We start from the raw sequence: 22,625 nt of genomic DNA, 5'->3' as shown, positions 1-22,625 counted from the left end.
GCTTTGAAAAACTATGATCTAGCGGTCACTGATTTACGTAAAGTAAACCGTCTGGTGCCGGATTATGGCGATGCATTTCTAAGTTTGGGTTGGTACTCATTTGTGCAAGGAAAGTTCTCTGACGCCAGAAAGCCGACAGAGAAAGCTTGTCAGATACTACCAGAAAGCATGGCAGCCAACTTGAATTTGGGTCATATTCACTTGTTCCATAATGAACCGGCGAAGGCAAGAGAGTATTATGAAAAAGCTTTGACATTGATAACCTCGGACGAGAAATTAAAAACAGGCCCCGCGAGCGATTTTATTCTATTTAATAAAAACGGTTGGTGCATGGCGGAATGCAACGAACAGCTTTTATGGATGAGAAAAGAGTTCAAAGCCGATCTACCGATGTACACCATGGCAAATTCCTGTAATTCTCGTGCTGAAGCATATTTTGAGCAGGGGCAGTATGCTGAAGCAGCTGAACAATTTGCACTCGCTGTAGCGACGGAGGAGAAATGCTCAAGAAAGCAGTTGCTTATTTACGTTGAACAGCTCTATGGGGCGGGGAAAGCGTATGAAAAGGATGATGATTTTGAAAAGGCCGAACAATTCTTAAAAAAAATTGTCTCTACCAACATGCAGATCTACCCTGCTTTACATCCAGTGATCGCTTCAAATTTTGAGACCCTTGCCTGTCTCTATTTTAACCGGAAAAAAATATCCCGAAGCCAAACCCCAATTTGAAAGAAGTATTGAGATTAAAAGACAAGCATCGGGTGATAACATCATGGATGTTGCATATGACTATTATTTTTTAGGTCTGATCAATTTTTATGACAGGCAAAATGAAAAAGCTGAAACCTATTTGAAAAAGAGCCTTTATATTCAGGAAAAAATCCTTGGCGCTGATAATCAGGACTTAATCAACATCCTTCGCACGCTGGCAACTTTTTATTCCATGCAATCAGATATCACTTCAGAATGCAATACCTTGGAAAAGTTGATCGCCATCAGAGAGAAGTCTCCGGGTAATAACCAAGGTGTTCTCGCAGACGACCTCAGCAGATTAGCGGTGCTCTATTATAAACAAAGAAATTACATGAAAGCTGCTCCACTCTTTTCCAGGACTCTGTACATGAAGGAGCAGAAATTGGGGACCGAAAACCCTGAATTATGCCACTACTATAAGAATCTTGCTTTCTGTTACCAGGGGCTGGGTAAATTCGATGACGCTGAATCGCTTCTCAACCGATCCCTTTAATTACTCGCGTCCGCAGGCAGTGTTGAGGGCTTCACCAAGGCCATCATCGAAGGATATTTGGAAAAATTACACCATGCCAAAAGGGAATACGAAAGACAACAGGCATTTGATGCCCGAAAAAGGGCTTTGCTGGGTGCATGGATCACCGGCGAAACAGGTTGGCAATTCTCTTATTATGGTACCTTTTGCAAAAAAGCACCTTATGTTATCGCACTGGGACAGTACGGGTGGAATTACTATTGCGGGCGATATCAGATTGGGGATGACTTTTTAATTTTTTACTGGCAGAATGGCGCCATGGACAGGGTACCTTACAGCATAGGCTACGGGACTTTAGCAATAGACGGCGTTACCCATGGAAGAGAATTATAAAAATCCTCGAGGCCAGATCATGGACAAACTCCGCTCCTGTATTGCCCTGGCAATCACTCTGATATGGATCATTTCAGGTACTGCAGCAGGAGCGCGTGAGGAAAAGGAATCCGCTTCTACTACAGAAAGAGATACATTATTAGCAGAAAGCGGGAAGACAAAGAAATCCTTAGCAGACGATCTGATTGCGACCCGGACACAGATGGCCGAGCTCGAGGCCCAAAGAATAGCTTTCATGAAGGATTTTCAAAACGTATTCGATCATCTGCATCTCTATCGCGCGAATCTGCGACAGAGGCTGTTGCTGGTCCAACTCATCTATCAGCAATGGACAGGTTATTCAGAGAAGGATACTCTGACCTATTCGCAAGCCTACTGGCAAAATCTGGGTGAAGACTTAAAAAAACAAATGGAGTCGAGTTCATGGCAGTTCCCGGATGGAGGTGGCGAGGAGCTCGGCCGTCTCACCGGGGAGTTGAACTCGTCGATCGATCTTCTCAATACCAAAATGCTGCAACATCCGATGATGAAAAGTATCGTGACCGCACTCATCAACTTATTGCTGAAGCAGCCATTGGATCCGGCCATGACAATCGATGCCTCCGCCGCCGTTGGGAAGCTCCGGCAAGCGCTTTCAGGTACGAAGTGGGAACCGTCTATCTTCAAGGGGATTAAAAATTCTCTCGCAGGCATCGAAAAGAGTCTGACCAAGATAGATGATCCGCTGGCAAGTCTTGAAGAGTATATGACCGTTTTGAATCAGAGATTGACCCTGCTTTCAAGTATGCTCGAGCACCGCCTGACCAAACTCGATACCCTTCTGGGATCGGTTCAGGTGCTCGAGAAAAATATACACAGCCTCCATGATTTCAATCCGGCAGAGGTGCGTCAACAGCTTATTTTTCTGCGTAATCAGAACCGTTTCCTCGATTATGAACACCGGGTGTTAAAGTCCTATAATGGCGTGATCGAAAGTGCGATTCAGGCAAGGGACTGCAAAGCCATACTCGAGGCCATTTTCTGTCAAGATCCTGAGGCCGGCAAGATTGACCTTGAAAAGAATGGTTATCTTATCTTTATCGGAGCGGGCGGGGTCAATCTTCCTTTCCTTATCCATGAAGAAAATCATGCTCCCTCCGATTACCTCTACGCCATTGACTCCCTCTATGCCATCTGGTTGGAGGACAATCCCTGGGAAACCTATGATATTACGTTGTCTGTCGAGTTGCTACAATCCGAGTTTGAATTAACCTTTGGTCAATTTAAAACCGTACTGGAGGCGCGACGCAGAGGCGAGGAGCAGAAACCCGAACCCACCCTGTTCTTTTATGGTATGAAAAGACTAAGTGACATCTCCTCGCCCTCCCGGATTAATCTGTCGATTAAGAGAAATGTACTGCAGCCGGTCGACATTGGTGCGCCTGTCACGCAGGTCATTGAAACAAGTGATGTATTCAGCACCAGTTATATCGTCCACGAAAAAAGTCTTGTGCATATGAGTGTCGGGATAGCGGCAGGATATGTCAAGAAATCGAATTTCAAGATCGCTGGCAACCAGCTTGCAATGAGTGAATCGGGCGATAAAGAGCTGGATCAGCACCTCTACGCCCTGCTGAATTTCCATCTGGGCGGGCGGGATATCGATCGCTTTCAACAGCATAAATTTCTCAGTCTGCAAAAATTGATGCTGCAAGCTGGATTGGGCGTTTCCCAGAATCCTTTGGACAGGATTTATCTTGGTCTCGGCTACCGGATACAAAAAGAGCTGCAGCTCGACCTACTTTATTATTGGCGAAGAGGACCGAAATTGAGCCAGTCCGTTTCCCTGGACGACGTTGCAACCATAGAAGATGCGAAGAAGAAATTCGACGAAGTATATCAGAAAGGCCATGTTGCTTTCGGCCTGAGTTTTTATCCCCAGCGGTTGTTTGGCTTTTTAGGCTTATGATACAATTGCACCAGTCCAATGTAATATCTCATTACCGGCAATCCTTCAACCAGAGGTGGTTATCATGCATCATCTGAAAATAGCTTGTGATCGAATGCTCTCCTCCATTGGTTTCTTCTTGCTATTTTGCTTGATACTTCCTGGGTATTCGCAATTTTTCAGCACCTGTGATTGCGCCAGTGAGGCAGAACTCGTCCAGTCCATCGGTGCTCATGAAGAGCACAATTTCAGGATGAGTCAAAAATTCATCAAAATCTTCTACGATCAAGGCAAGCTGCCTTCATCATTCGATCCCACTTCAAAAAAAGAAACCCTGCACTATCTCACATTACTTGGTAAACGTAATCCCGCCCTCCTTTTTTACGCCTACAATGAGAACAAGGGTCGCTTTTGTGCCTGGCTCATGCAAGGCGAGGAGGTATTCGCTTCGGAGGCCACCTTGATCGATCCGTATGCTTTTAATGCTTTGGTCCCGGACCTGCAAAAAGCTTTACGGATCAGCGTGGCCAACCAGAGTAATATTCCGAGGCTGAGGGATGCAGCGCCCCTGGAGTCCTTTGAAGATCCACAACCATCACTTCCAAAGATGATCACAAAAGTAAGCGCGGTGATGTTCCCTCCCCAGATATCAGAAGCTATCCGCCAAAAAAAGATCAATACGTTGGTAATTGTCCCCAGCTCAAATTTAGGTACCATCCCCTTCTATTTGCTACAAATCGGTGAGCTGAATCTTGTTGACCATATTTCCATTGTCGTGGCCCCTGGTTTTTATGCCTTTAAGGAGTTACCTAGAAAGAGTGACTACACCTTCAGAACTCCGATTATCTTTGGGGATCCGAAGGGGTATGATGATGCCCGCTGGATTTTTCCCGCCTTGCCTGGGGCTCGCGCTGAAGCCAGAGAAGTCGCGGAGTTGCTTGCGGCTGTTGCCGATACGGGCGAGGCCGCAAGTCTGGCTAATTTTCAAAAGCAGTTACAGAAAAAACCGCAAACCGGTCTCATTTATCTGGCAACCCATGGCATTGCTGATGCAATAGATGCAAATGACAGCAGCTTCGTTCTGTTCAGCGATGGCCACTTGTCTGCCCGGGATATCTCCCGTTTGCAGCTCAGGTCGCACCCACTGGTTGTGTTGAGTGCCTGTCAGACCGGACTTGGTAAAAACTTCGGCGCAGGAACGATCGGCCTGGCCAGGGCTTTTATTCATGCTGGCGCATCCCAGGTCATCATGAGTTTGTGGAGTATCGATGATCTTTCAACCAGGCACCTGATGACGGACTTTATCACACTCACTAAAAAGTTTCCGGTGGATCTTGCGCTGCAGCAAGCAGTACAACACGCTCGCAATGCGAATCCGGGCCAGCCAGCGCTATGGGCGGGATTCAGCGTGTTCGGAGTGCCAAGCTATTAATTGGACCACTCATATTTTGATCATCCGCTTTGATAAAAAGTGTGTTTACTCCTTTTCAACAGGATCAATAATGATACAACAATACATTATTTCCATCACAGCAGATACAACCGTTTTTTGTAAGAGGAGGCTCGTATAATGATTTTTATCAAGCAATTAGCCCTATTATTGACGGCTATTGCAGTTGTCTTCATGCCGCCCGCGACCGCCTCCAGCCAGCTTGTCTCCCAAAAGTATGCACTGCTTATCGGCGTGGACAATTATCGCAATACAGCCCAAGGCATCCAGCAGCTTCATTTCGCGGTCAGCGATGTTGATTCACTCGCTACGGTGTTGCGGGAGAACGGCTTCCATGTGGTCTGCCTGCGTAATGATGATGCAAAGCGGGAGGATATCGTCACTGAGCTGAATCGACATGCCTTTATGTTGACCGAGGATGATATTTTTCTGCTTTTCTTCTCCGGCCACGGCATCCGCAATCAGATCTTCAATAACAAAACCTATTGGCTCACCTATGATGCCCAGCTCCACTGTCTGGACGCGGACGGGATTCGTTTCGAGCATTTACTTGATTATCTGCGTGATATCAGGGCCAAGCGCAAGCTGATCCTGCTCGACAATTGCTTCGGCGGCGATCTGGTGCGGCTTGTCCCCTCCGCCCTCTCCAGTGAAGCCTCCAATCGTGCCGCAGGAACAGGTGCTCCAGGAGGAAGTAGAAGTGCAGCGTCCGATCTGGCCATCTCGCGCAATGTCATTCCCCTGGCTGAGATCAAGAGCCAAATCCAAAGCGGTGCGCAAGGGATGGTAGCCATCGCAGCCTCCAGGGCTGAAGCCATGGAATCTGATATATTCAAGCATGGTGTTTTTACCTATGCAATCCTGCAGGCTTTTAAATCCCGCGTCGCGGACAGCAACAATGACGCACAACTCTCGATAGATGAATTCAAGGCCTATTTAGCGGATAGTGTCCCGAAATTCGCCCGGCAAATCTCGCCCAGTCTGGTCCAGGATATCACCGAGGCTACAGAAGGCATTGATTTGACCAAATGGATTCTCGTCAATAATCTCCCCATCAATGTGACGGAGGTCGAGGCGAAATACAACCGTTACATTGAAAAGTTGAACCGCTGGTACCAGCGCGGATGGGTCGAACATGCCAGCAAGCTTAATTGCAGAAGCATATTGGTGATGTGGAAAGAAAGCGTGGCCTCGAATACCGCGATGGACGAACAAAGTAAAAGACTTTTTGAAAATATCCAGGCGGATATGGAGAACGAGGAGCGGCCGGAGGAATTCAGGGCAGGCGATCTTAACGAAGCCTGCAAGGCGATACAATAAGCTATGTAACTTTTCCCGAAGATATTGCTGATCTTAATAGACCTAACAAAAAGGTGCAGATATGAATAACCCCACTGTTACCAATAGACGGACCTTATTGCTGTTTTTTTTACTCACTGTCCTGTCCATCGGCGATTCCGCCTATTCTAGTCTCATTGCCAATCAAAAAATGACGTTGGTGAGGCCGGCCAAATGGGCGCTGATCATTGCGGTCGATGCGCCGGGTTCATCTGCCGGGAACAGCGTCGGGATTGCACGGGAGATCGCGGCGGTTCTGCGATCCCGTTATGGTTATGATGCTGAGCACTTGATTGAACTATATGATGAAAATGCAGATAGCAGAACCATCAACACCACGTTTTTCCGCCTGATCGACGAGATCAATTCTCACGATACTTTTTATGCCTATTTTGCCCTACCGGTCAGCCCATATTTTAAGGAACCGGTTCTGGTGACATCCGGTTCAGATCGAGGCGGCATTCCCTTTTCACAGATCGAAAAAGTGTTCTCTTCCATCCGGGCGCGCTCATCCTTTGCAGTTTTTGCTGGATGCTTTGAATTAACAACGAGGTGGTTCTCGACCGATATCAGGCAGATTATTGCGAGAGGGCCGGGCAGGATTCCCTTTCCCATGTTGAGTCTATGCGCCAACAGAGAGCTTGAGAAAAATCCAGGTTCGACTTTTCTGGCGGCCATCAGGGGAGAAGCTGCCGATGCAAGCGGCTGCATTAAGATCTCCAATCTGGTTTCCTATTTGCGCCGGCAGCAGCCACAGGCCTCTTTCCCCTTGTATATGCCTTATGTTGATCCATCAATGGAATTCCGCTTTGCCGCCGAGATTTCCGAATTAAATCCGGATCTCATTCAACAGATAACCGATCCGGCGAATGGCAGCCAAAATCGCTTACGCGCCATAGATGAACTGTTGACCTCCTGGCAGAGGATGCCTGAAGACTCGAAAAGAGCGTCAGTTGCACAACTCCGGGAGATTCTCCAGCCGCTCGCGCGGGATGTCAAAGCCGACGAATCGCTGCGCTCCCGGAGTATCCAAGCGTTGGGGCAGCTCAGGGACGGAGCTTCCATGGATATCATCACCCGCCTCCTGCAAACCTCCAATTCCGTTAAGATCAAGGAGTCCTGCATCAGAGCCCTAGCCGCCGTACCCGATCGCGATGCCCTCGAGGTCATACGGAACACGCTCGGCGATGAAAATCCGGATATCAGAATCCTGGTCATCCGCACGCTGCTCAGCCTGGGGGACGCGAATTCATATCCGCACATTCTCGAAATCATCCGATCCGATCAAAACGCAGCTGTCCGGTTGACCGCCCTGGAATTGTTTCCCTTTGCCCAACTTGAAAATGCACAGAAGGAAGAAATTCTGTTCCAGTTGCTGCGTGATCCCGCTCCTGATATACGCAACGAGGTCATCAATACATTTAGTCTCATCAACTACCAAATTGCTATCCCGCCGATGATCGAGCAGTTTAAGCGGGAACGGGATGAGCGCATCCGGCAGAATATCGCCTTCAAACTCGGGCAATTGTTCAAGGAGGAGTACCGTGCTATCGTAGAAGAAATCTTGTTAAGGGCATTACAAAAGGATGTGTCCCGTAGCGTTCGTGCCGCAGCGGCCATCGCACTGGGACAGATCGGAGCAAAAACTGCTGAAGACCAGCTTATCAAAGGGCTTGATGATGACAGCCGTGATATCAGGCGATCAGCGGCGGAATCGTTGGGAAATCTGCAAAGCGGCAAAGCTGCCAAGAAACTCATCCAGCTTCTGAGCGACCAGGATGCAGAGGTGCGCCGCGCGGCGGTCATTGCGCTGGGGCAAATCGGAGATGCCAAAGCAATCGATCCTCTGATCTCGCGTTTGAATGATGACAACATGTATGTGCGCGCCGCCGCCGGGGAGGCGCTCGAGAAAATTAAATCGGCGCCGAAGAAAAATGTCCTGGTAGAGGCCCTGAATTCGTCCTCACCCAATATGCGCATCGAGGCGATTCGCAAATTGGCAGAGCTGCAAAATACTGAAGCGATTCCGCATCTGATAAGAAGATTGGCTGATGATGAATATGCTGTCCGGCAGGCCGCAATTGCGGGATTATCACAGTTCCGGGATGAGCGGTCCTTCGGCCTGATCAGCACGGGACTGCAGGATGATAATTTTCTTGTCCGTCAGGGTACTGCGATTGTGCTCGGGGCATTGGCCACTCCGTCGGCGTTGGTATCTTTACTGCAACATGGACAGGATCCCAGCAGCGTTGTGCGATCCCAAATCGCCACCATCTTGGGTGCGTGGGATGACGATCGGGCTGTCGATGCAGTGGTCGCTTGTCTGAATGATGTCGACGCATCGGTCGCCAACGCCGCAGCGGCTGCCCTGGTCATGCAGGTTTTCCGTCTCGAGAAACAGGATCGCAGAGACAGACTGGATGCGATCGCCGTAACCATTCAGGACAGGTTGGCAAACAGCAAGAAAGTAGATCGCCAATGGGATTCTTGGTTTAAGATGTTCTATTTAAACAGCCCCTCACCTTTCCTAAAGCTAGCCGTTTCGGCGAGCAAACCGAGCCCGGCGAGCGCACAGGAGCCCGGAGAAAGGATGCCCCATCTGTTCAAGGAGGCTGAGGTGGTCAGGGTCAGGATTGAAAATTCTTCTGATGTGGACTATTATTATGTTGTTATGGATCTGGGTGATGACGGTTCCATCACCGGTTTGTCCTACTTTGATCACACTGAGAAGGTTCTGGCCCATTCCGCAGCCGAAAACATGGCGATTCTTGACCTGCCAAGTGGACGTGAACGGGCATCGGATATGATAAAGGTTTTCGCCGCCCCACACCCTATTTATTTCCCGGAGCACTTTTCACTGGATTCTGTTCTATCCCTGCTTCCAGCCCTGCAGCCGCTCTATTCTGCAGGGCAGTTGATCGACGTGACAAAGAATTGAGCCTTCCTCTGGCATGCGCTGATTGTAATTTCTATCCCTATTATTTTTATATCTAGAACTTGGCATATGGAGATGACCATGAATGACAATATAATCGACGTCCATATCCATTTCGGTGCACCCGAAGATGAAGTCAGTGGGTGCTACTGGTCCGAAGCGTTCACCAAGACCGCCGCCTATTACGCGATGCTGTTGCTGACCAAATCACTATTCAAAAAGGTGAATATCACGAGGGTGGAAAAGCAGATTCTGGCGGTGATCAACAAATCCAAACAGGTGGGCAAGTGCATATTGCTCGGCATGGATCAGGTGTACGACGAGAAGGGCATGGTGCATCCGGAGTGGACCCACCTCCATACTCCCAACCGCTATCTGGCCCAGATGGCACAAGAAAATGACCGGGTTCTCTTCGGGGCTTCTGTCCATCCTTACCGCAAGGATTGGCGCGAGGAGCTCGATTTTTGCCTGGCTAACCGTGCGGTGCTGTGCAAGTGGATCCCCTCTTCGCAGATGATCAAGCCCGATCATGACCTATGCCTTCCCTTTTATCAAAAGCTAGCCGAGCACGACCTCCCCTTGCTAACACACGCCGGGCCCGAGTACGCCATCCCCTCTTCCAATCAAGAATATAATAAATATAACAATCCCAAATATCTCCGCAAGGCACTGGAACTGGGTGTCACTGGCATTATCGCCCACTGTGCCTTGCCCTACTTAAACAAATTCGACAAACCCTATCTGGATGATTACGAAGACAGCCTTAAGCTTTTCGAGGAAGCCGGGAAGTATGGCTGGAGATTGTACGCCGATCTCTCGGCCATCACCGGTCCCATGCGCTCAACCTATGTAGAAACAATCCAGAAAACCATACCGGCCCAGCGAATCCTTTATGGCAGCGACTACCCCATCCCCATTTCCGGACTGAGCTACCACAGCAGAATTAATGTGATCACCTGGTTCAAGTTCCTCCGAGAGCTGGGGCGAATCAAAAATCCCCTCGATAAGAATTACAGGATCATCGAGAAGATGAAATTCGATCCGTGCATCTATACCAACGCCTCGACGCTCTTTGCCCGGATAAAGTACAATTGAGGCTGTACCTGCCTCACCGAGCAGTGCCGTAGAAATCGAAAAGATGCGGAGGCCGCATGAGCACAGTAAAAAATGCAATCGTGATGTCGGACTTGCACCTTGGACGACCGACGAGCTATCTCCATATCGGCAACGCTCAGTACGCCTACAATCAAGCCGAATTGGCCGCTGTGCTGCGTAGATTGGGACCCCAGGATGAGGTTGTTATCAATGGCGACTTTATGGAGTTGTCCCTGATCGACATCAAACGCATCTATCCTGACGTGAGAGCCTTTTTCAGCACACTCGCACAGGCAGGCCCCTTTCAGAGGCTCGTTTACATTCCGGGCAACCATGATCATCACTATTGGCGCTATCTTTCTGAACAGGTCTACGAAAAAACGATCATGCATCTGCCCGAAGGAGCCGACAGCAGGACCTATCCCGATTTTCACGTCGACATGCGGTATTCAAGCCGATCAAACCGCCAGACCTGCACTATTTCCCTGGCCGAACTTTGGCCACCGAATTATCCGATGCCGGAATTCATTGTAAAATATCCCCATCATCTCATCAGGAATCAGGCCGACGGGAAAAATTATCTCTTTACCCACGGCCACTTTCTCGAAGACCGCTTCCGACCGGTGGATCTGGTAATCGAGCCCGCTCATCTGGAAGAACTGGAGGCCTTTAACAATATCTGGCTCGAGGCCTTTGACTATCATCTCGGGCATGCCGGCAGATTCTCAGATACCGTTCTGAAGCTGCTCGAACATTATGAGAAGGGCGGCAAAGAAGCCAGAGAACATATAAAGGCCGTAACAAACGAAATCCAGACCAATATGAAGACAAAGCTCAAACTAAACCGCTTCTATTCCTGTATGCTCAAGTTGGGCTTCAAGCTCATGCTTAAAAAGGTACCGCTTGAACGCAAGAGTGGGCTGCTGGGACAACCGTTGACCGGCGAGCTGCAGCAGAGCATCCAGAGTTATATCGATAAATACCTGCTGCAGCGCTATACTAAGGAAATGATCAGGGAATTACATCTGATCTGTGAAAGTGATCTTCCCGTTCCCTTCATCTTCGTCTTTGCCCACACTCACCGCCCAGTCACCGATATCAGCGGCAAAAATGCGGTCATGGTGCGGAATGCCAGCTTCCCGATCCTCAATACCGGCGGCTGGGTCAACGCAGATGAATGTGGTTCCTACGCCGGTGAGAATGCGGGCATCCTGGCCATCCATGAGAAGGGATTCACCTGGGAAAGCATGGCGGGTAGACTGAAATAACAGGAGGAAAAGGATATTCTCATTCAGCCGATGCTGCAATCGTGATACCCTGTCCCTTTTCCGTTCAGAAAGGTGGACCGGCTGGAAACCAGGACAGCCTGCATTTGGTAAGAAGGCAGAGCAACGCAGGAAGATTGAGGCTGTTGAAAAAATGGAAGGGATAAGGACTTTTAAGACTTCAAGCGTGTATCATTCATCGCCGGACTTGGAAGAAATCATCGCAATTTGGGAATAGCGGCAGCGGCATAGAGATTCTCGAGGAAAGGGTTGATGTGATTGTATTCACACGCCATCGCCAAAATACAATGCAAATCGTTAGTGATGTGGAACGACTGCGCTCCGATATGAGTATTCTTGATCCTGTCACTATAAAGTCCGCAACGGATGCCCTGAAATACAGCCCTCTGAACTCATCGGTTTCCAGTATTGCCCGCAAGGGCAAGCTCACCAAAAGTCTGCAGGTCGAAAAGAGCCTCCCTTATCAAAATCCTTAAAAGAATTATCTCACTACCCCGGCTTTCATTAACTACCATATCCGCTGTATTAGCCGACCAGGATTGGGCATGGCAGCGATACTCCAATTTATAGTTCTGATCGATGGGGCATTTAAGGATATGCTCTGAAAGAGAATGTAGCTGGGTATTAACCACGTGCCGTTCAATTTTGCCCGGATTTCTGCAGCGCCCGCAGCGCGGTGAGTTCATCTGCCGTTAGCGGCCGCCAGGTACCGGAAGGCAGGCCGCCGAGCTCCAGAGGGCCGATGCGGATGCGGATCAGCCGCAGCACCTCGTAACCCCGCGCCGCGAACATCCGCCGCACCTGCCGGTTCTTGCCTTCGTGAATGACAATCTCCGCCCAGTGGCCCGGTTTTTCCCCGGGCAGCACCCGGATCTGCGCGGGGCGCGTCCGGTATCCCTGGAGATCGATCCCCGCCGCGAGCGCGCGCCGGTCGGCCTCCTGCAGGGAGCGATGCAGGCGCACCCGATAACACTTTTCAATACCGCTCTCAGGGGAGAGCAGCCAGCTGGACATCGGACCATCGTTGGTCAGGAAGAGGGCGCCCTCGCTCTCCATGTCGAGCCGCCCCGCAGGAAAGATCCATGTTGCAAAATCGGGCAGGAGGTCATAGACGGTTGCGCGGCTTTCCGGATCGGTGCGGGTGGTGAGAAAACCGGCGGGCTTGTGGAAGAGGTAGTAGAGTTTCTCCTCCGGCGACCTAAGCGGCCTGTCATCCAGGGTGATGACATCCTTCTCGAGATCGACCCAGGCATAGACGAAGCGTTCCACCCGGCCGTTCACCTTGACCCGTCCGGCCAGAATCCACTCCCGCGCCTGAGCGCGGGAGCCGACGCCCTTTTTGGAAAAAGCGCGCTCCAAACCGACCCGTATCCCGGGACCGCTCACATTTTGTTGAGGGCTCATCATTGCTCCAGCAAATAGGACCGAAAAATATAGCAGATTTCCTGTTGCAGGACAAGAAGAAAATAGGTGCCGAAATCGGCCCAAGGCAATAATAGGTTTGAATATTCAATTGGACTTACTAAATTGCCTGTAAGGTTTGGATCCTCAACAGGGAGCGGATTGTGGGTTCATCGGAAATCCCGGACAACACCATCGAAGCCTTCGCACGCAACTTCCACAAGGAAGCGCGGATGTACGGATTCAGCGACGCGGATTGCTTGCGGTTCGTCAATGCGATTCTGGATCTTATCCTGAAAAATGACCAGACGAACGCGCAGAAATTCAGCGCCCTGCACTGGTCGCGCACGGGTGAGCCACACTACGCCCGGCTGCCCATCCGTACCCCCCAGATCACCATTCGCGACTATGACCAGGCCAGTGACCAGTCTTTTTTTGCCCCATGGCTCGAGGAGGAGGCGGGCCGCTACTTTCTGATGTCGCGCTTGAGCCTGCGCCAGGCGAAATTTGATGACCTGGTCAACGATCCTTCCAACAGCATTGGCGTGATTACCCTCCCGGACGGATTGCCCATCGGCGCCGTGGCCTACCTTGAACATGACCTGCGAGCTAAAAAGGCGGAATTGCGCAAGATCATCGGCGACCCGGCCTACCGCGGCAAGGGCTACGCCAAGCTGGCCACACGGCTTTGGGTCGAATACGGCCTCTTCGGCCTAGGGTTGAAAAAGATCTACCTGCACACGGTCAATACCAACATCCGCAACATCCGTCTCAATGAAGAACTCGGATTCAGCATCGAAGGAATTCTACATAATGAGGTGGTCATCGACGGCGTCTACCACGATGTGTTGCGCATGAGTTTGTGGCTGGAATAGCCGGTGATCCTGTTCATCAGCCTGGCAGCAGCCATGCAGCATGGAATCCTGAACCTACTGGAAGGTTCTGACCCGCAAAATTCACTAAGCGAATCAGAATCACGGCGTCCAGACCATCCAGCTGAATAATTTTGCAGACACCGGATACTCAAATCCCTTTGACAGCGAGAAGGGCAGCAAGTGAAAACACGGCACCTGAAGATGGTCCGCCTCGCCGGACTCCTGATGTTGTACGCCGGGCCGGGACTCCTGATCCTTTGCGCACGGCAGCATGGCACCGGGCCCGTCATCACGGCGGTCCGCACCTCGGTGAGCCTCCGTATTGATGGGGTCCTGGAAGAAACCGTCTGGAACCAGGCCCGGCCGGTTATGCTTCGTGAGAATCGATCGGGAACCGCCGTCACCGATTCCAGTGTCGCCACGCGTGTGTTTACTTGCCATGATGACAGCACCCTCTATATCGCCTTCATCTGCAACGATCCGGATATCTGGACCAGCTTCCAGAAGCGGGACGATCATCTGTGGGAAGAGGAGGCCGTCGAGGTCTTTATCGATACGGATGATCAGCCGGACGACTATATCGAGATCGAGGTCTCACCCGCCAATTTGCTGTTTGACAGCTATATCGTCGATCCGCAGCAGATCGATGTCGCAGCGACTTGCGCGTTCGATCTGCCCGGCATCCGGACGGCGGTCCACGTCGCCGGAACGCTGAATGCCCGCGCGGACCGGGACAGCAGCTGGACCGTCGAAATGGCGCTCCCTTTTCGCGATCTGGCCACCGCGAGGAATAACCGGATTGACACAGCGACAAAGATCAAAGTCAATTTCTTCCGCCTTGACAAAAGCCGGGGCAGAGCGGCCACCGGCTATGCCTGGTCGCCCACCGGCGCACGCTTCCACAAACCCGCTGCCTTCGGGAGGCTGGTCCTGGAGTGACATGCCGCCGGGTGAACCCGGCCCATCACTCCGCCGCTAGGTGGGCCTCCGGGCAGGAACCGTAACAGGAGGATCGATATGAGACGCTTCATCAGCTTGGCTTTTTTATTAATGACGGGCTTGTTCGCAGTCCTTGCTCAGGCACAGAGTGGGGATTTAAAGCTGGCGGACTGGAAACCGGTCAGTCAGTTGAAAGTCAAGGAGACGCGGATAGAAAAAGCCCGGTTTCCGGTGATCGACATCCACAATCATTTGGGAAAACTGGAGAATACCGCCAGGTATCTCGAGGAGATGGACAAGGCCGGGGTCTGGAAATGTGTCAGCCTGGATGCTAATTCCAAAGATGATTTTTTCATAAAACATCTGCAGGTATCGCGGGAGGCTGCAAAGGAGCGCTTCCTCCTCTTCTTCAGGCCGGACTTTAGCCGCATCGATGAGGAAAATTTCGGTGCAAGAGAGGCCGCAAGACTGGAAGAGGCGGTTAAAATGGGGTGCAGGGGCTTGAAGATTGCCAAGAGCCTGGGGCTTGGGTTCAAGGATAAATCCGGTCAGTACATCCGCGTTGATGATCCCCGCATTGATCCCATTTGGGCAAAATGCGGTGAGCTGGGCATCCCGGTGGAAATCCACGTCACCGATCCCAAGGCCTTTTTTACCCCGGTCGACCAGTACAATGAACGCTATGATGAGCTGCACATGAATCCGGAATGGTCGTTCTACGGCGGCGATTTTCCCAAAAAAGAGGAGATACTTGCCGCTCGCAATCGGGTGATTGCGAGACATCCCGAAACGATCTTCATCGGCGCGCACTTTGGCAACCTCCCCGAAGAGCTGGAGACCGTAGCGCAGTGGCTCGATGCCTATCCCAATTTTTATGTGGACATCGATGCCCGGATCAGCGAGCTAGGCAGACAGCCCTATTCCGCCCGCCGGTTCTTTATCAAGTATCAGGACCGCATCCTCTTCGGCACGGATACGCCCTGTAATGCGGAAGCCTACCGGCTCTATTTCCGCTTTCTGGAAACCGATGACGAATATATCGATCCAACTCCAGCTCACAAGCTGCAGGGACGATGGATGATCTATGGACTCTATCTGCCCGACGAAGTGCTCGAAAAAATCTACAACAAGAATGCTTTAAAAATTCTCGCCCTATTCAAGGGCTGATCATACAGGCTGAATAATAGCGTGCAGAGCGCCTGTTGACTTGTGGCAGGCACAATAACCGGTCGGATGGCCACCTACAACTCGGGGCGGGCACATGGAAGGACCCCGTGACCGGCCTGAACGAATTGTCCATAATTTGTCTTTGAAAATAATTAATTATTCACTATGTTTCTTCATAAGCACCCGGGGAAAAACGGGCTGACGTGCAGCCCGGCTGAAGCGTACATATCAAGTTGCACATTTTGTCTACTTCGCAGGATATGGGATTGAAGAAGGCGCCTCCTTGTGGCGCTGCGGATGGGCGGTGAACCTCCTTGAGCAGTTGGTCGATGCAGCACTCCATATCGAATACCCGGTTGCCCTGGCTGGTCGTCAGCGGTGCCGCTGGGCAAATTTTCGAGATCCCCGGCCTCGAAATGGCGGGCATGCGTCTGCGCGAGCAGCGTCTGCCGGACCCTGCCGAGTTGATCCCCCTCCCTTTCGGTAGTGCCCTCTTTCAATTGCCGCAGCGCCGGCCCATAGGGTATGACCGCAGCCAGGACCAATTCCTCGTGCTCGATGAATTCGAGGGACAGCCGGTGTTTGCCGTCGGAGCCTTCATCGCCCCGGCCTATACCCAGATCCTCCTGGCTGCTTATCAGAGTCCGCCCGGGGCCGAACCGCTGCCGCTATTCGCCTACAGCGCTGTAGGTTGGCGAGGCGAGCAGTTCATCACCGCCGGCGTGCGGGTCGATTCCGATATCCGCCAGGACCCGGCCTATTTCAATGGCCGGCTGATCGAGCAGCAAGCGGCTGCACTCCTTGCCCGCTTCCCCGGAAACCGGCTGGTCGAGCATCTGGTCGAAAATTGCGTCCGCCGCTACGCCTGCCCGGCGGCGCAGAATCTCGCCCTGGGGCGATGGGAAGCCCCTATTCCAACCAGCCCCGCCTGCAATGCCCGCTGTGTCGGCTGCATCTCCAAACAGAACGGCACCTGCGTCCCCGAGACCCAGCAGCGAATCCGCTTCGTGCCGACACCGGAGGAGATCGCCGAATACACAGTGCCTCACCTGGAGACCGCTCCGCGTCCAGTGGTCAGCTTCGGCCAGGGCTGCGAGGGCGAACCCCTGCTCCAGGGCGAACTGCTCGAAGCGGCCATTCGTCTCATCCGCAGTCGTACGGCGAGCGGCACCATCAACCTCAACACCAATGCTTCGCGGCCGGAGGTCATCGACCGGCTTTGCGTGGCGGGACTCGACAGCCTGCGCGTGAGCCTCAACAGCGCGCGGCCCGATTATTACCGCGCTTATTACCGGCCGGCAGGCTACGATTGGCCGGAGGTAGCCGAGAGCCTCCGCATCGCCCGCCGCCACAAGCGCTGGATTTCGCTCAATTACTTCATCTTCCCCGGTTTCACTGATGATCGCGAAGAGATCGCGGCTCTGATCGATCTGGTTCGGGACCATAAAATCGACTATATCCAGATGCGCAACCTCAATATCGATCCCGAGTGGTACTGCGACGCCCTCGGACTCGGTCCCGCCGCCCCGCACGCCGTCGGCATCCTCTCCTGGATGGAGCAAATCCGGACCAAGGCTCCCTGGATCCGCTTCGGCTATTTCAATCCCCCCAAAGAAGAATGGCAGGCCGCATGAAACGCAACAGCCGAAGAACCCTGTGGATCCTGGCAGCCCTGCTGGCGCTGCTCTCCACCTCGCTGTGGCTGCCCAATCCGCCGTGGATCGAGGATGCCCTGACCCAGCAGCCGGCGGCAGGCTATTCCGTCCATATCCCGAGGCTGCATCTCTTGTTTGAGCCTCTCCTCGGCCCGCTCTTCTTTTTCAGCCGGGCGGACACGCCGCTGCCACTGGTCCTCTGGCTGCTCTTCTGGCTCTGCGCCGCCATCCTGTCGGCGCATGCCATCAAAGCGTTGCAGAGTGGCCTGCGCCCGGCGGACGCCCTCGCCAATGGCCTGCGCAAAGGGCTTTTTTGGCTGCCGGTGACGTTCATCCTCGTTGTCGGTGTGCTGCTTATCTTCCTTTTCTCCCCCCTGCCGGACAACACCATCACAGGGCATGGCGAGGATATAGTCCTGGTCAATTTTCACAGCCACTCCTATTACAGCCACGACGGGCTGATCTCGCCGCTGCGGCTGCTCCGCTGGCATAAACGCAACGGCTTTGACGCCTTTTTCCTGACCGAACACAACACCCACACGCGAACCCTCAACCTGGTGGCGGAGCAGCGCGCAGGCAGGCTGGAAGGCGAGCCGCTGATCATCACCGGCGAGGAATACTCCGGGAGCAATCATCTGCTGCTGCTCGGCTTGACCCGCGATTTTCATTCTAAGGACTATTCGGATCAGGCCGCGATCGACTCAGCCCATGCCCAGGGCGGCGTCGCCCTGCTGGCCCATTGGTTCTCGCCCCAGCGCAACACCAGGCCACTGGCTGACTATATCGCCATGGGTGTGGACGGCTTTGAGATCGCCAACCAGGCTGAAGGCATCTTTTATCCGGAACGCTATCTGCACCCGCTACGCCAGTCTGCGGCGGAGCACGGCCTGCTGCTGACCGGGAATGCCGATTATCACGGCTACGGGCCGGCCTGCTTCGCCTGGAATGCCCTGCACCTACCCGGATGGCGCCAGCTGGGACCGACGGCGCGCGTCGAAACGGTCCTCAATCTGCTGCGCGGCCACGATCAGTCCCGCTTGCAGATTCTGCTCTATCGCGACCGCCAGCCGATAGCGCCAGGCCTTGCTTGGATCAGCCCTTTCATTACCCTGCTCGACTATTTCCGCTCGCTGCACTTCGCACAGGTGCTCAGTTGGCTGGCCTGGCTTGTGCTCGCACTGCTCTTCATTCGTTATGCGCCGCGCATCCCGGAACGGCTGCGCATCGCGCTCACGGTGCAGGAGGTGATGGCGATCACCGGTGCAGCCGCTGCGGCGATCACCCTCTTTTTCGGCTTGTGGATGCTCGGCCAGATCCCCTTTTTGGCCGGCGAGAACGAAATTTTCTTCAAGGACGGCCTCTGGTTAAGTGGAGCAGGCATCCTATTGTTTTTATATTGTATATATGCACTAAAAAAACTGAAGAAAATCCAAATATTTTAGCGAATCGGTCCCGCAAAAATTCGATACTGTTGGTATGAATAGAAAAATGGAAAAACGTCCAGCTAAACAACTCAGGGTGTGAGGCCATCAATGGAGATCACAGAGATCAGCATCAGGTTACGAAATGAGAGCAAGCTAAAAGCCTTTGTCAACGTCACCTTCGACAACCAGTTCGCCGTCAAGGGCTTGAAGATCATCCAGAGTAAAAAAGGCGTGCTCTTGTGCATGCCCTCGCGCAAGTCGGAGGATGGCATGCAGCGTGATATCGCCCACCCTATCACCAAAGAGTTTCGCACCAAGCTGGAACAAGAGATTCTCGCCGAATACGCCCGCGTCGAGAAGCGCGCCGAGCGCGGCGAAATCATTTATGACGATGCCAGGAATGAAGAATGGGCCTATGTCGATGACGAGATTTGACGCACCCTCCTTTCCTGATGCTGCATGACACGCACTCTTTCCTCCCGGGCTTGGCCACAGACCCATATCACCTCTTGCGCGCCCCAGGCATAACCTCTTCGAGGTGATCCTGCGGCGCGCTTATTTTTCCCTCCTTTTTCTAGGCATTCTTCCTTTCAATGTAAACTTTTTCCCCCGTCGTTGCGTCTAATTCAATGACTGTCAAAACCAGGGAAACCCATGGAGCCTCGCGAAAGAGACTGGATCATCCGCGCGCAATCAGGCGATCTGCCGGCGTTCGGGGAACTCGTAAATCGTCATGACGCCTATATCATGCGGCTAATCCGTTCCCTAGCCCCGCGGGAGGATGCCGAGGATCTCTGGCAGGAGACCTTCATTAAGGCCTATGCCGGATTGGCCGGCTTTCGCGAAGAGAGCAGTTTCCGGACCTGGCTGACCCGCATCGCCGTCCGCCAGTGTTTCAGCCTCCGCCGCAAGGGGCGTTGGAAACGCCGGGTTTCGTTCCACACCGATCCCCCCGGGGAGGCGGAATCCGCACCCGAGCTGTCCAGCCCCGATCCCCTGCCGGATCAGCAGGCACTGCGTCAGGAGATGTGGGACCACCTGCAGCGCGCCCTGGAAGCACTCCCCGGCGGCCAGCGTGCGGCCTTCGTTCTCAAGTATGTTCAGGGATGCAGCATCCATGAGGTGGCGGTGATTCTCGGCAAGGCTGAGGGCACCATCAAGAGCGACCTCTTCCGGGCGATGCATCACATCAGGAGAAGGATGCAGCGGATCTATGCACCATAGCCATGGATGCGACACCATACCGTTGGTTTGGTAAAATCGAGCACAGCCATGAAACCATGCCCCAAAATGCAGCTTTCCATCACCCTCTATCATGCCGATGCCCTTGACGAAATCGCCCGTCTCGAGGTCGAGCGCCATCTGGCCCAATGTCCCGCCTGCCGCGAGGTCTCGGAGCGCATCGGCGAAATCGCTCGATTGGCGGCCGAGGCCCCCGAACCGGATGAGGGATTGGCGTCGGTCTCTGCGCGACGCAGTCGGCTTATGGCCGCCCTCAATTCGCAGCTGCAGGAAACGCACGTTGCGCCTTCTCTGCCCAGGATGACGCCGTTCCAGCCCCTTTATGCCGCCCTCGCTGCGATGCTGCTGGTGGCGTTCGGCTTTCTGATCGGCCGCTTCAGCATCCGGACGCAAGCTCCCGATCCCACCCTGCAAGCGCTGCTGACCGGCTTCCAGCCGGTGGTCGCAGCCAACCATACCGTGCAGCCGGAGCTGCTGAAGGTTCAGCGCGTACGCTATGATCCGGCAACCAGGCAATTCGAGATTGAATACAGCACGGTGAATGGCGTCCGCTTGCAGGGCACGGGGGATCAGCCGCAGGTGCAGCTGATGCTGGCCCGGGCGATGGTCGACAGTGACAATCCGGCATTGCGGCTGCACGCTGTCAAAGCCGCCGGGGCAATCGCGGTACAGCAGCAGAGTCTCGATGACGAGCTTCTCCAGGCTATCGATTTCCTGCTCAGCAAGGAGCAAAACCAGGGAGTGCGCCTGATGGCGATCCGCGTGCTGCGCGCCCTGCCGCTCAATGAGGCCATCAAAAAAATGCTGCTGCAAATCGTCCTTCACGACGAAAACCCAGCCCTGCGCCTGGAGGCCTTTGACGGTCTTGCAGCCCATGCGGGCGGCCAGGAGATTGAGCCCTATCTGCAAACCATTGCCAAAGACAGCAGCAGCTCCTTGCGCGTCAAAGCCAGAGCGCTGCAGCAAGCCATGGATGCCGCACCGGTACGATCGGCGGAACTCAGTCAGGAGAATTGACATGCGACAGAAACTGTATGTGCTTGCAGGCCTCCTCGCTCTCTTTATGGTGCCGCTCAAGGCGCAGACCATCGAGGGTGGCCGGGGCCGGTATACCAGCACCATCGAGAAGGAATTCACCGTCACTCCCGGCGGCAACCTCGTCATGGAGGTCGAGGGCGGCGACATCCGCATCACCTCCTGGGAGAAGGGGAGTGTGCAGGTTCGTGAAACCCTCACTATGAGGGTTTTCACCCGCGCTGAGGCGGAAGAGATTGTGAAAAAGCTCAACGCTTCCTACAGCCAGGAGGGATCGACTCTGACCATCCGTACTGAGGAAAGCGGCCACAGCCTGCGCGAGCATCTCTATGAAATCACCCTCCCGCAAAAGTTCAATCTGGACCTCAAGACAGCAGGCGGGGATCTTGAGGTCAGCAAGGTTGATGGCCGGCTGCAGATGGCCACCAGCGGCGGTGATGTGGTGCTCTCATCCCTTTCTGGCACCATCGAAGCCAGGACCTCCGGCGGAGACTTGAATCTGGAAACCATCTCCGGCCGGATCAGCGCTGCCACCTCCGGAGGGGATGTCGTGGCCACAGCGATTTTTGCCGAGGGCGACCTCCAGACCTCCGGAGGCGATGTCTCTGTGGAAAATGCGACCCAGCGTCTCGGCCTCGCCACCTCCGGCGGGGACATGGTTCTGAAGGATATGGCCGGTTCCTTCACCGCGGCCACCTCCGGCGGCGATATCAACCTGACCAATTTCAGCGGCGCGCAAGGCTCGCTCAAGACCTCAGGCGGTGATTTGCTGGTGCAAAAATCCGCCGGGCAACTCGAACTCTCCACATCGGGCGGCGATATCGATTGTCAGGAGATCCGTAAAAGCCTGCGCGCCTTCACCAGCGGCGGCGACATCCAAGTCCGCGACCTCCGCGCCGCCGCCGAGCTGCGCAGCTCGGGCGGCGACATCACGGCGATCATGACCTTGAAGGATTTCCGCGTCCCCCATTCTCTGAGGGCTGAAACCACGGGCGGGGAGATCCGCGTCACCCTGCCCGCCAAATTGCCAGCCACCCTTGAAGCCGAAATCTGGCTGCAGCGGCGCGCCGACCCGGATGAACGTAATGACATCTACAGCGACTTTCCCTTGACCAAGCTGCCGCCCGATGAAACCAGCAATCGGATTCTACGTAGTAAAGGAGAGATTAACGGCGGCGGAGACCGCATCTATCTGAAGACAACCGGCGGCGATATCACCATCACTAAAGGTCAATAAA

Annotated in this window: 19 protein-coding genes; 18 read left to right on the top strand and 1 reads right to left on the bottom strand. The window is 53.4% G+C overall.

The annotated features are described in order from the left end of the window. Window positions 1–3: 3 nt before the first annotated feature. From PLH32_12270 to PLH32_12230, 9 genes are all read left to right on the top strand, one after another. Window positions 4–729, top strand: coding sequence for a tetratricopeptide repeat protein (locus tag PLH32_12270; protein ID HQJ65381.1), 726 nt, complete (start codon window positions 4–6; stop codon window positions 727–729). Continuing rightward, the gene (locus PLH32_12265) at window positions 674–1,246 is read left to right on the top strand and encodes a tetratricopeptide repeat protein (GenBank protein HQJ65380.1); all 573 of its coding nucleotides are present in this window, start codon (window positions 674–676) and stop codon (window positions 1,244–1,246) included. The genes PLH32_12270 and PLH32_12265 overlap by 56 nt, the downstream gene beginning before the upstream one ends. 57 nt (window positions 1,247–1,303) lie before the next feature. Further along, window positions 1,304–1,618: a hypothetical protein gene (locus PLH32_12260; protein ID HQJ65379.1), complete on the top strand. Its 315-nt coding sequence runs from the start codon at window positions 1,304–1,306 to the stop codon at window positions 1,616–1,618. 19 nt (window positions 1,619–1,637) lie between these two features. Beyond that, the gene (locus tag PLH32_12255) at window positions 1,638–3,566 is read left to right on the top strand and encodes a hypothetical protein (GenBank protein ID HQJ65378.1); all 1,929 of its coding nucleotides are present in this window, start codon (window positions 1,638–1,640) and stop codon (window positions 3,564–3,566) included. Window positions 3,567–3,630: 64 nt separating this feature from the next. Continuing rightward, window positions 3,631–4,977, top strand: coding sequence for a CHAT domain-containing protein (locus PLH32_12250; protein ID HQJ65377.1), 1,347 nt, complete (start codon window positions 3,631–3,633; stop codon window positions 4,975–4,977). A gap of 138 nt (window positions 4,978–5,115) precedes the next feature. Next, on the top strand, window positions 5,116–6,315 hold the full coding sequence (locus tag PLH32_12245; GenBank protein HQJ65376.1) for a caspase family protein: 1,200 nt from the start codon (window positions 5,116–5,118) through the stop codon (window positions 6,313–6,315). A 61-nt stretch (window positions 6,316–6,376) separates the two neighbouring features. Beyond that, window positions 6,377–9,271, top strand: a complete 2,895-nt coding sequence (locus PLH32_12240; GenBank protein ID HQJ65375.1) for a HEAT repeat domain-containing protein — start codon at window positions 6,377–6,379, stop codon at window positions 9,269–9,271. A 78-nt stretch (window positions 9,272–9,349) separates the two neighbouring features. Then, on the top strand, window positions 9,350–10,363 hold the full coding sequence (locus tag PLH32_12235; protein ID HQJ65374.1) for an amidohydrolase family protein: 1,014 nt from the start codon (window positions 9,350–9,352) through the stop codon (window positions 10,361–10,363). Window positions 10,364–10,419: 56 nt separating this feature from the next. Continuing rightward, window positions 10,420–11,631 carry a metallophosphoesterase gene (locus PLH32_12230; GenBank protein ID HQJ65373.1) on the top strand — a complete coding sequence of 404 codons (1,212 nt, stop codon included), beginning with the start codon at window positions 10,420–10,422 and terminating at the stop codon, window positions 11,629–11,631. A 657-nt stretch (window positions 11,632–12,288) separates the two neighbouring features. Here PLH32_12230 and PLH32_12225 read toward each other — a convergent pair. Further along, window positions 12,289–13,053: a pseudouridine synthase gene (locus tag PLH32_12225; GenBank protein HQJ65372.1), complete on the bottom strand. Its 765-nt coding sequence runs from the start codon at window positions 13,051–13,053 to the stop codon at window positions 12,289–12,291. Window positions 13,054–13,214: 161 nt separating this feature from the next. Here PLH32_12225 and PLH32_12220 point away from each other — a divergent pair, with 161 nt between their 5' ends. The 9 genes from PLH32_12220 (at window position 13,215) to PLH32_12180 (ending at window position 22,624) form a co-directional block, all read left to right on the top strand. Continuing rightward, entirely contained in the window at window positions 13,215–13,925 is a 711-nt protein-coding gene (locus PLH32_12220; protein ID HQJ65371.1) for a GNAT family N-acetyltransferase, read from the top strand. A 180-nt stretch (window positions 13,926–14,105) separates the two neighbouring features. Beyond that, complete coding sequence (locus PLH32_12215; protein HQJ65370.1) at window positions 14,106–14,864, top strand: carbohydrate-binding family 9-like protein; 759 nt, start codon at window positions 14,106–14,108, stop codon at window positions 14,862–14,864. 78 nt (window positions 14,865–14,942) lie between these two features. Continuing rightward, window positions 14,943–16,031, top strand: a complete 1,089-nt coding sequence (locus PLH32_12210; GenBank protein HQJ65369.1) for an amidohydrolase family protein — start codon at window positions 14,943–14,945, stop codon at window positions 16,029–16,031. Between the two features lie 329 nt (window positions 16,032–16,360). After that, a complete protein-coding gene (locus PLH32_12205) occupies window positions 16,361–17,665 on the top strand; it encodes a radical SAM protein (protein HQJ65368.1) in 1,305 nt (434 codons plus the stop codon). Further along, on the top strand, window positions 17,662–19,128 hold the full coding sequence (locus PLH32_12200) for a hypothetical protein (GenBank protein ID HQJ65367.1): 1,467 nt from the start codon (window positions 17,662–17,664) through the stop codon (window positions 19,126–19,128). The genes PLH32_12205 and PLH32_12200 overlap by 4 nt, the downstream gene beginning before the upstream one ends. A 90-nt stretch (window positions 19,129–19,218) precedes the next feature. Next, window positions 19,219–19,545, top strand: coding sequence for a SpoVG family protein (locus PLH32_12195; protein ID HQJ65366.1), 327 nt, complete (start codon window positions 19,219–19,221; stop codon window positions 19,543–19,545). Window positions 19,546–19,764: 219 nt separating this feature from the next. After that, window positions 19,765–20,334 (top strand): RNA polymerase sigma factor, encoded by a 570-nt coding sequence (locus PLH32_12190; protein ID HQJ65365.1) that lies wholly within the window; start codon window positions 19,765–19,767, stop codon window positions 20,332–20,334. A 48-nt stretch (window positions 20,335–20,382) separates the two neighbouring features. Next, window positions 20,383–21,369 carry a HEAT repeat domain-containing protein gene (locus PLH32_12185; GenBank protein ID HQJ65364.1) on the top strand — a complete coding sequence of 329 codons (987 nt, stop codon included), beginning with the start codon at window positions 20,383–20,385 and terminating at the stop codon, window positions 21,367–21,369. Window position 21,370: 1 nt separating this feature from the next. After that, window positions 21,371–22,624, top strand: coding sequence for a DUF4097 family beta strand repeat-containing protein (locus PLH32_12180; protein ID HQJ65363.1), 1,254 nt, complete (start codon window positions 21,371–21,373; stop codon window positions 22,622–22,624). Window position 22,625 lies beyond the last annotated feature (1 nt).

It is taken from the genome of bacterium (genome assembly GCA_035419245.1).
GTDB lineage: Bacteria > Zhuqueibacterota > Zhuqueibacteria > Residuimicrobiales > Residuimicrobiaceae > JAKPUX01.
The sequence above is the reverse complement of the archived record's forward strand: the minus strand, read 5'-3'. Positions and strand labels throughout refer to the sequence as shown.

Coding starts and splice junctions, on each gene's coding strand:
- PLH32_12255 (HQJ65378.1), top strand. CDS start 1,638: ATGGACAAACTCCGCTCCTGTATTGCCCTGGCAATCACTCTGATATGG.
- PLH32_12250 (HQJ65377.1), top strand. CDS start 3,631: ATGCATCATCTGAAAATAGCTTGTGATCGAATGCTCTCCTCCATTGGT.
- PLH32_12245 (HQJ65376.1), top strand. CDS start 5,116: ATGATTTTTATCAAGCAATTAGCCCTATTATTGACGGCTATTGCAGTT.
- PLH32_12240 (HQJ65375.1), top strand. CDS start 6,377: ATGAATAACCCCACTGTTACCAATAGACGGACCTTATTGCTGTTTTTT.
- PLH32_12235 (HQJ65374.1), top strand. CDS start 9,350: ATGAATGACAATATAATCGACGTCCATATCCATTTCGGTGCACCCGAA.
- PLH32_12230 (HQJ65373.1), top strand. CDS start 10,420: ATGAGCACAGTAAAAAATGCAATCGTGATGTCGGACTTGCACCTTGGA.
- PLH32_12225 (HQJ65372.1), bottom strand. CDS start 13,053: ATGAGCCCTCAACAAAATGTGAGCGGTCCCGGGATACGGGTCGGTTTG.
- PLH32_12210 (HQJ65369.1), top strand. CDS start 14,943: ATGAGACGCTTCATCAGCTTGGCTTTTTTATTAATGACGGGCTTGTTC.
- PLH32_12205 (HQJ65368.1), top strand. CDS start 16,361: ATGCAGCACTCCATATCGAATACCCGGTTGCCCTGGCTGGTCGTCAGC.
- PLH32_12200 (HQJ65367.1), top strand. CDS start 17,662: ATGAAACGCAACAGCCGAAGAACCCTGTGGATCCTGGCAGCCCTGCTG.
- PLH32_12195 (HQJ65366.1), top strand. CDS start 19,219: ATGGAGATCACAGAGATCAGCATCAGGTTACGAAATGAGAGCAAGCTA.
- PLH32_12190 (HQJ65365.1), top strand. CDS start 19,765: ATGGAGCCTCGCGAAAGAGACTGGATCATCCGCGCGCAATCAGGCGAT.
- PLH32_12185 (HQJ65364.1), top strand. CDS start 20,383: ATGAAACCATGCCCCAAAATGCAGCTTTCCATCACCCTCTATCATGCC.
- PLH32_12180 (HQJ65363.1), top strand. CDS start 21,371: ATGCGACAGAAACTGTATGTGCTTGCAGGCCTCCTCGCTCTCTTTATG.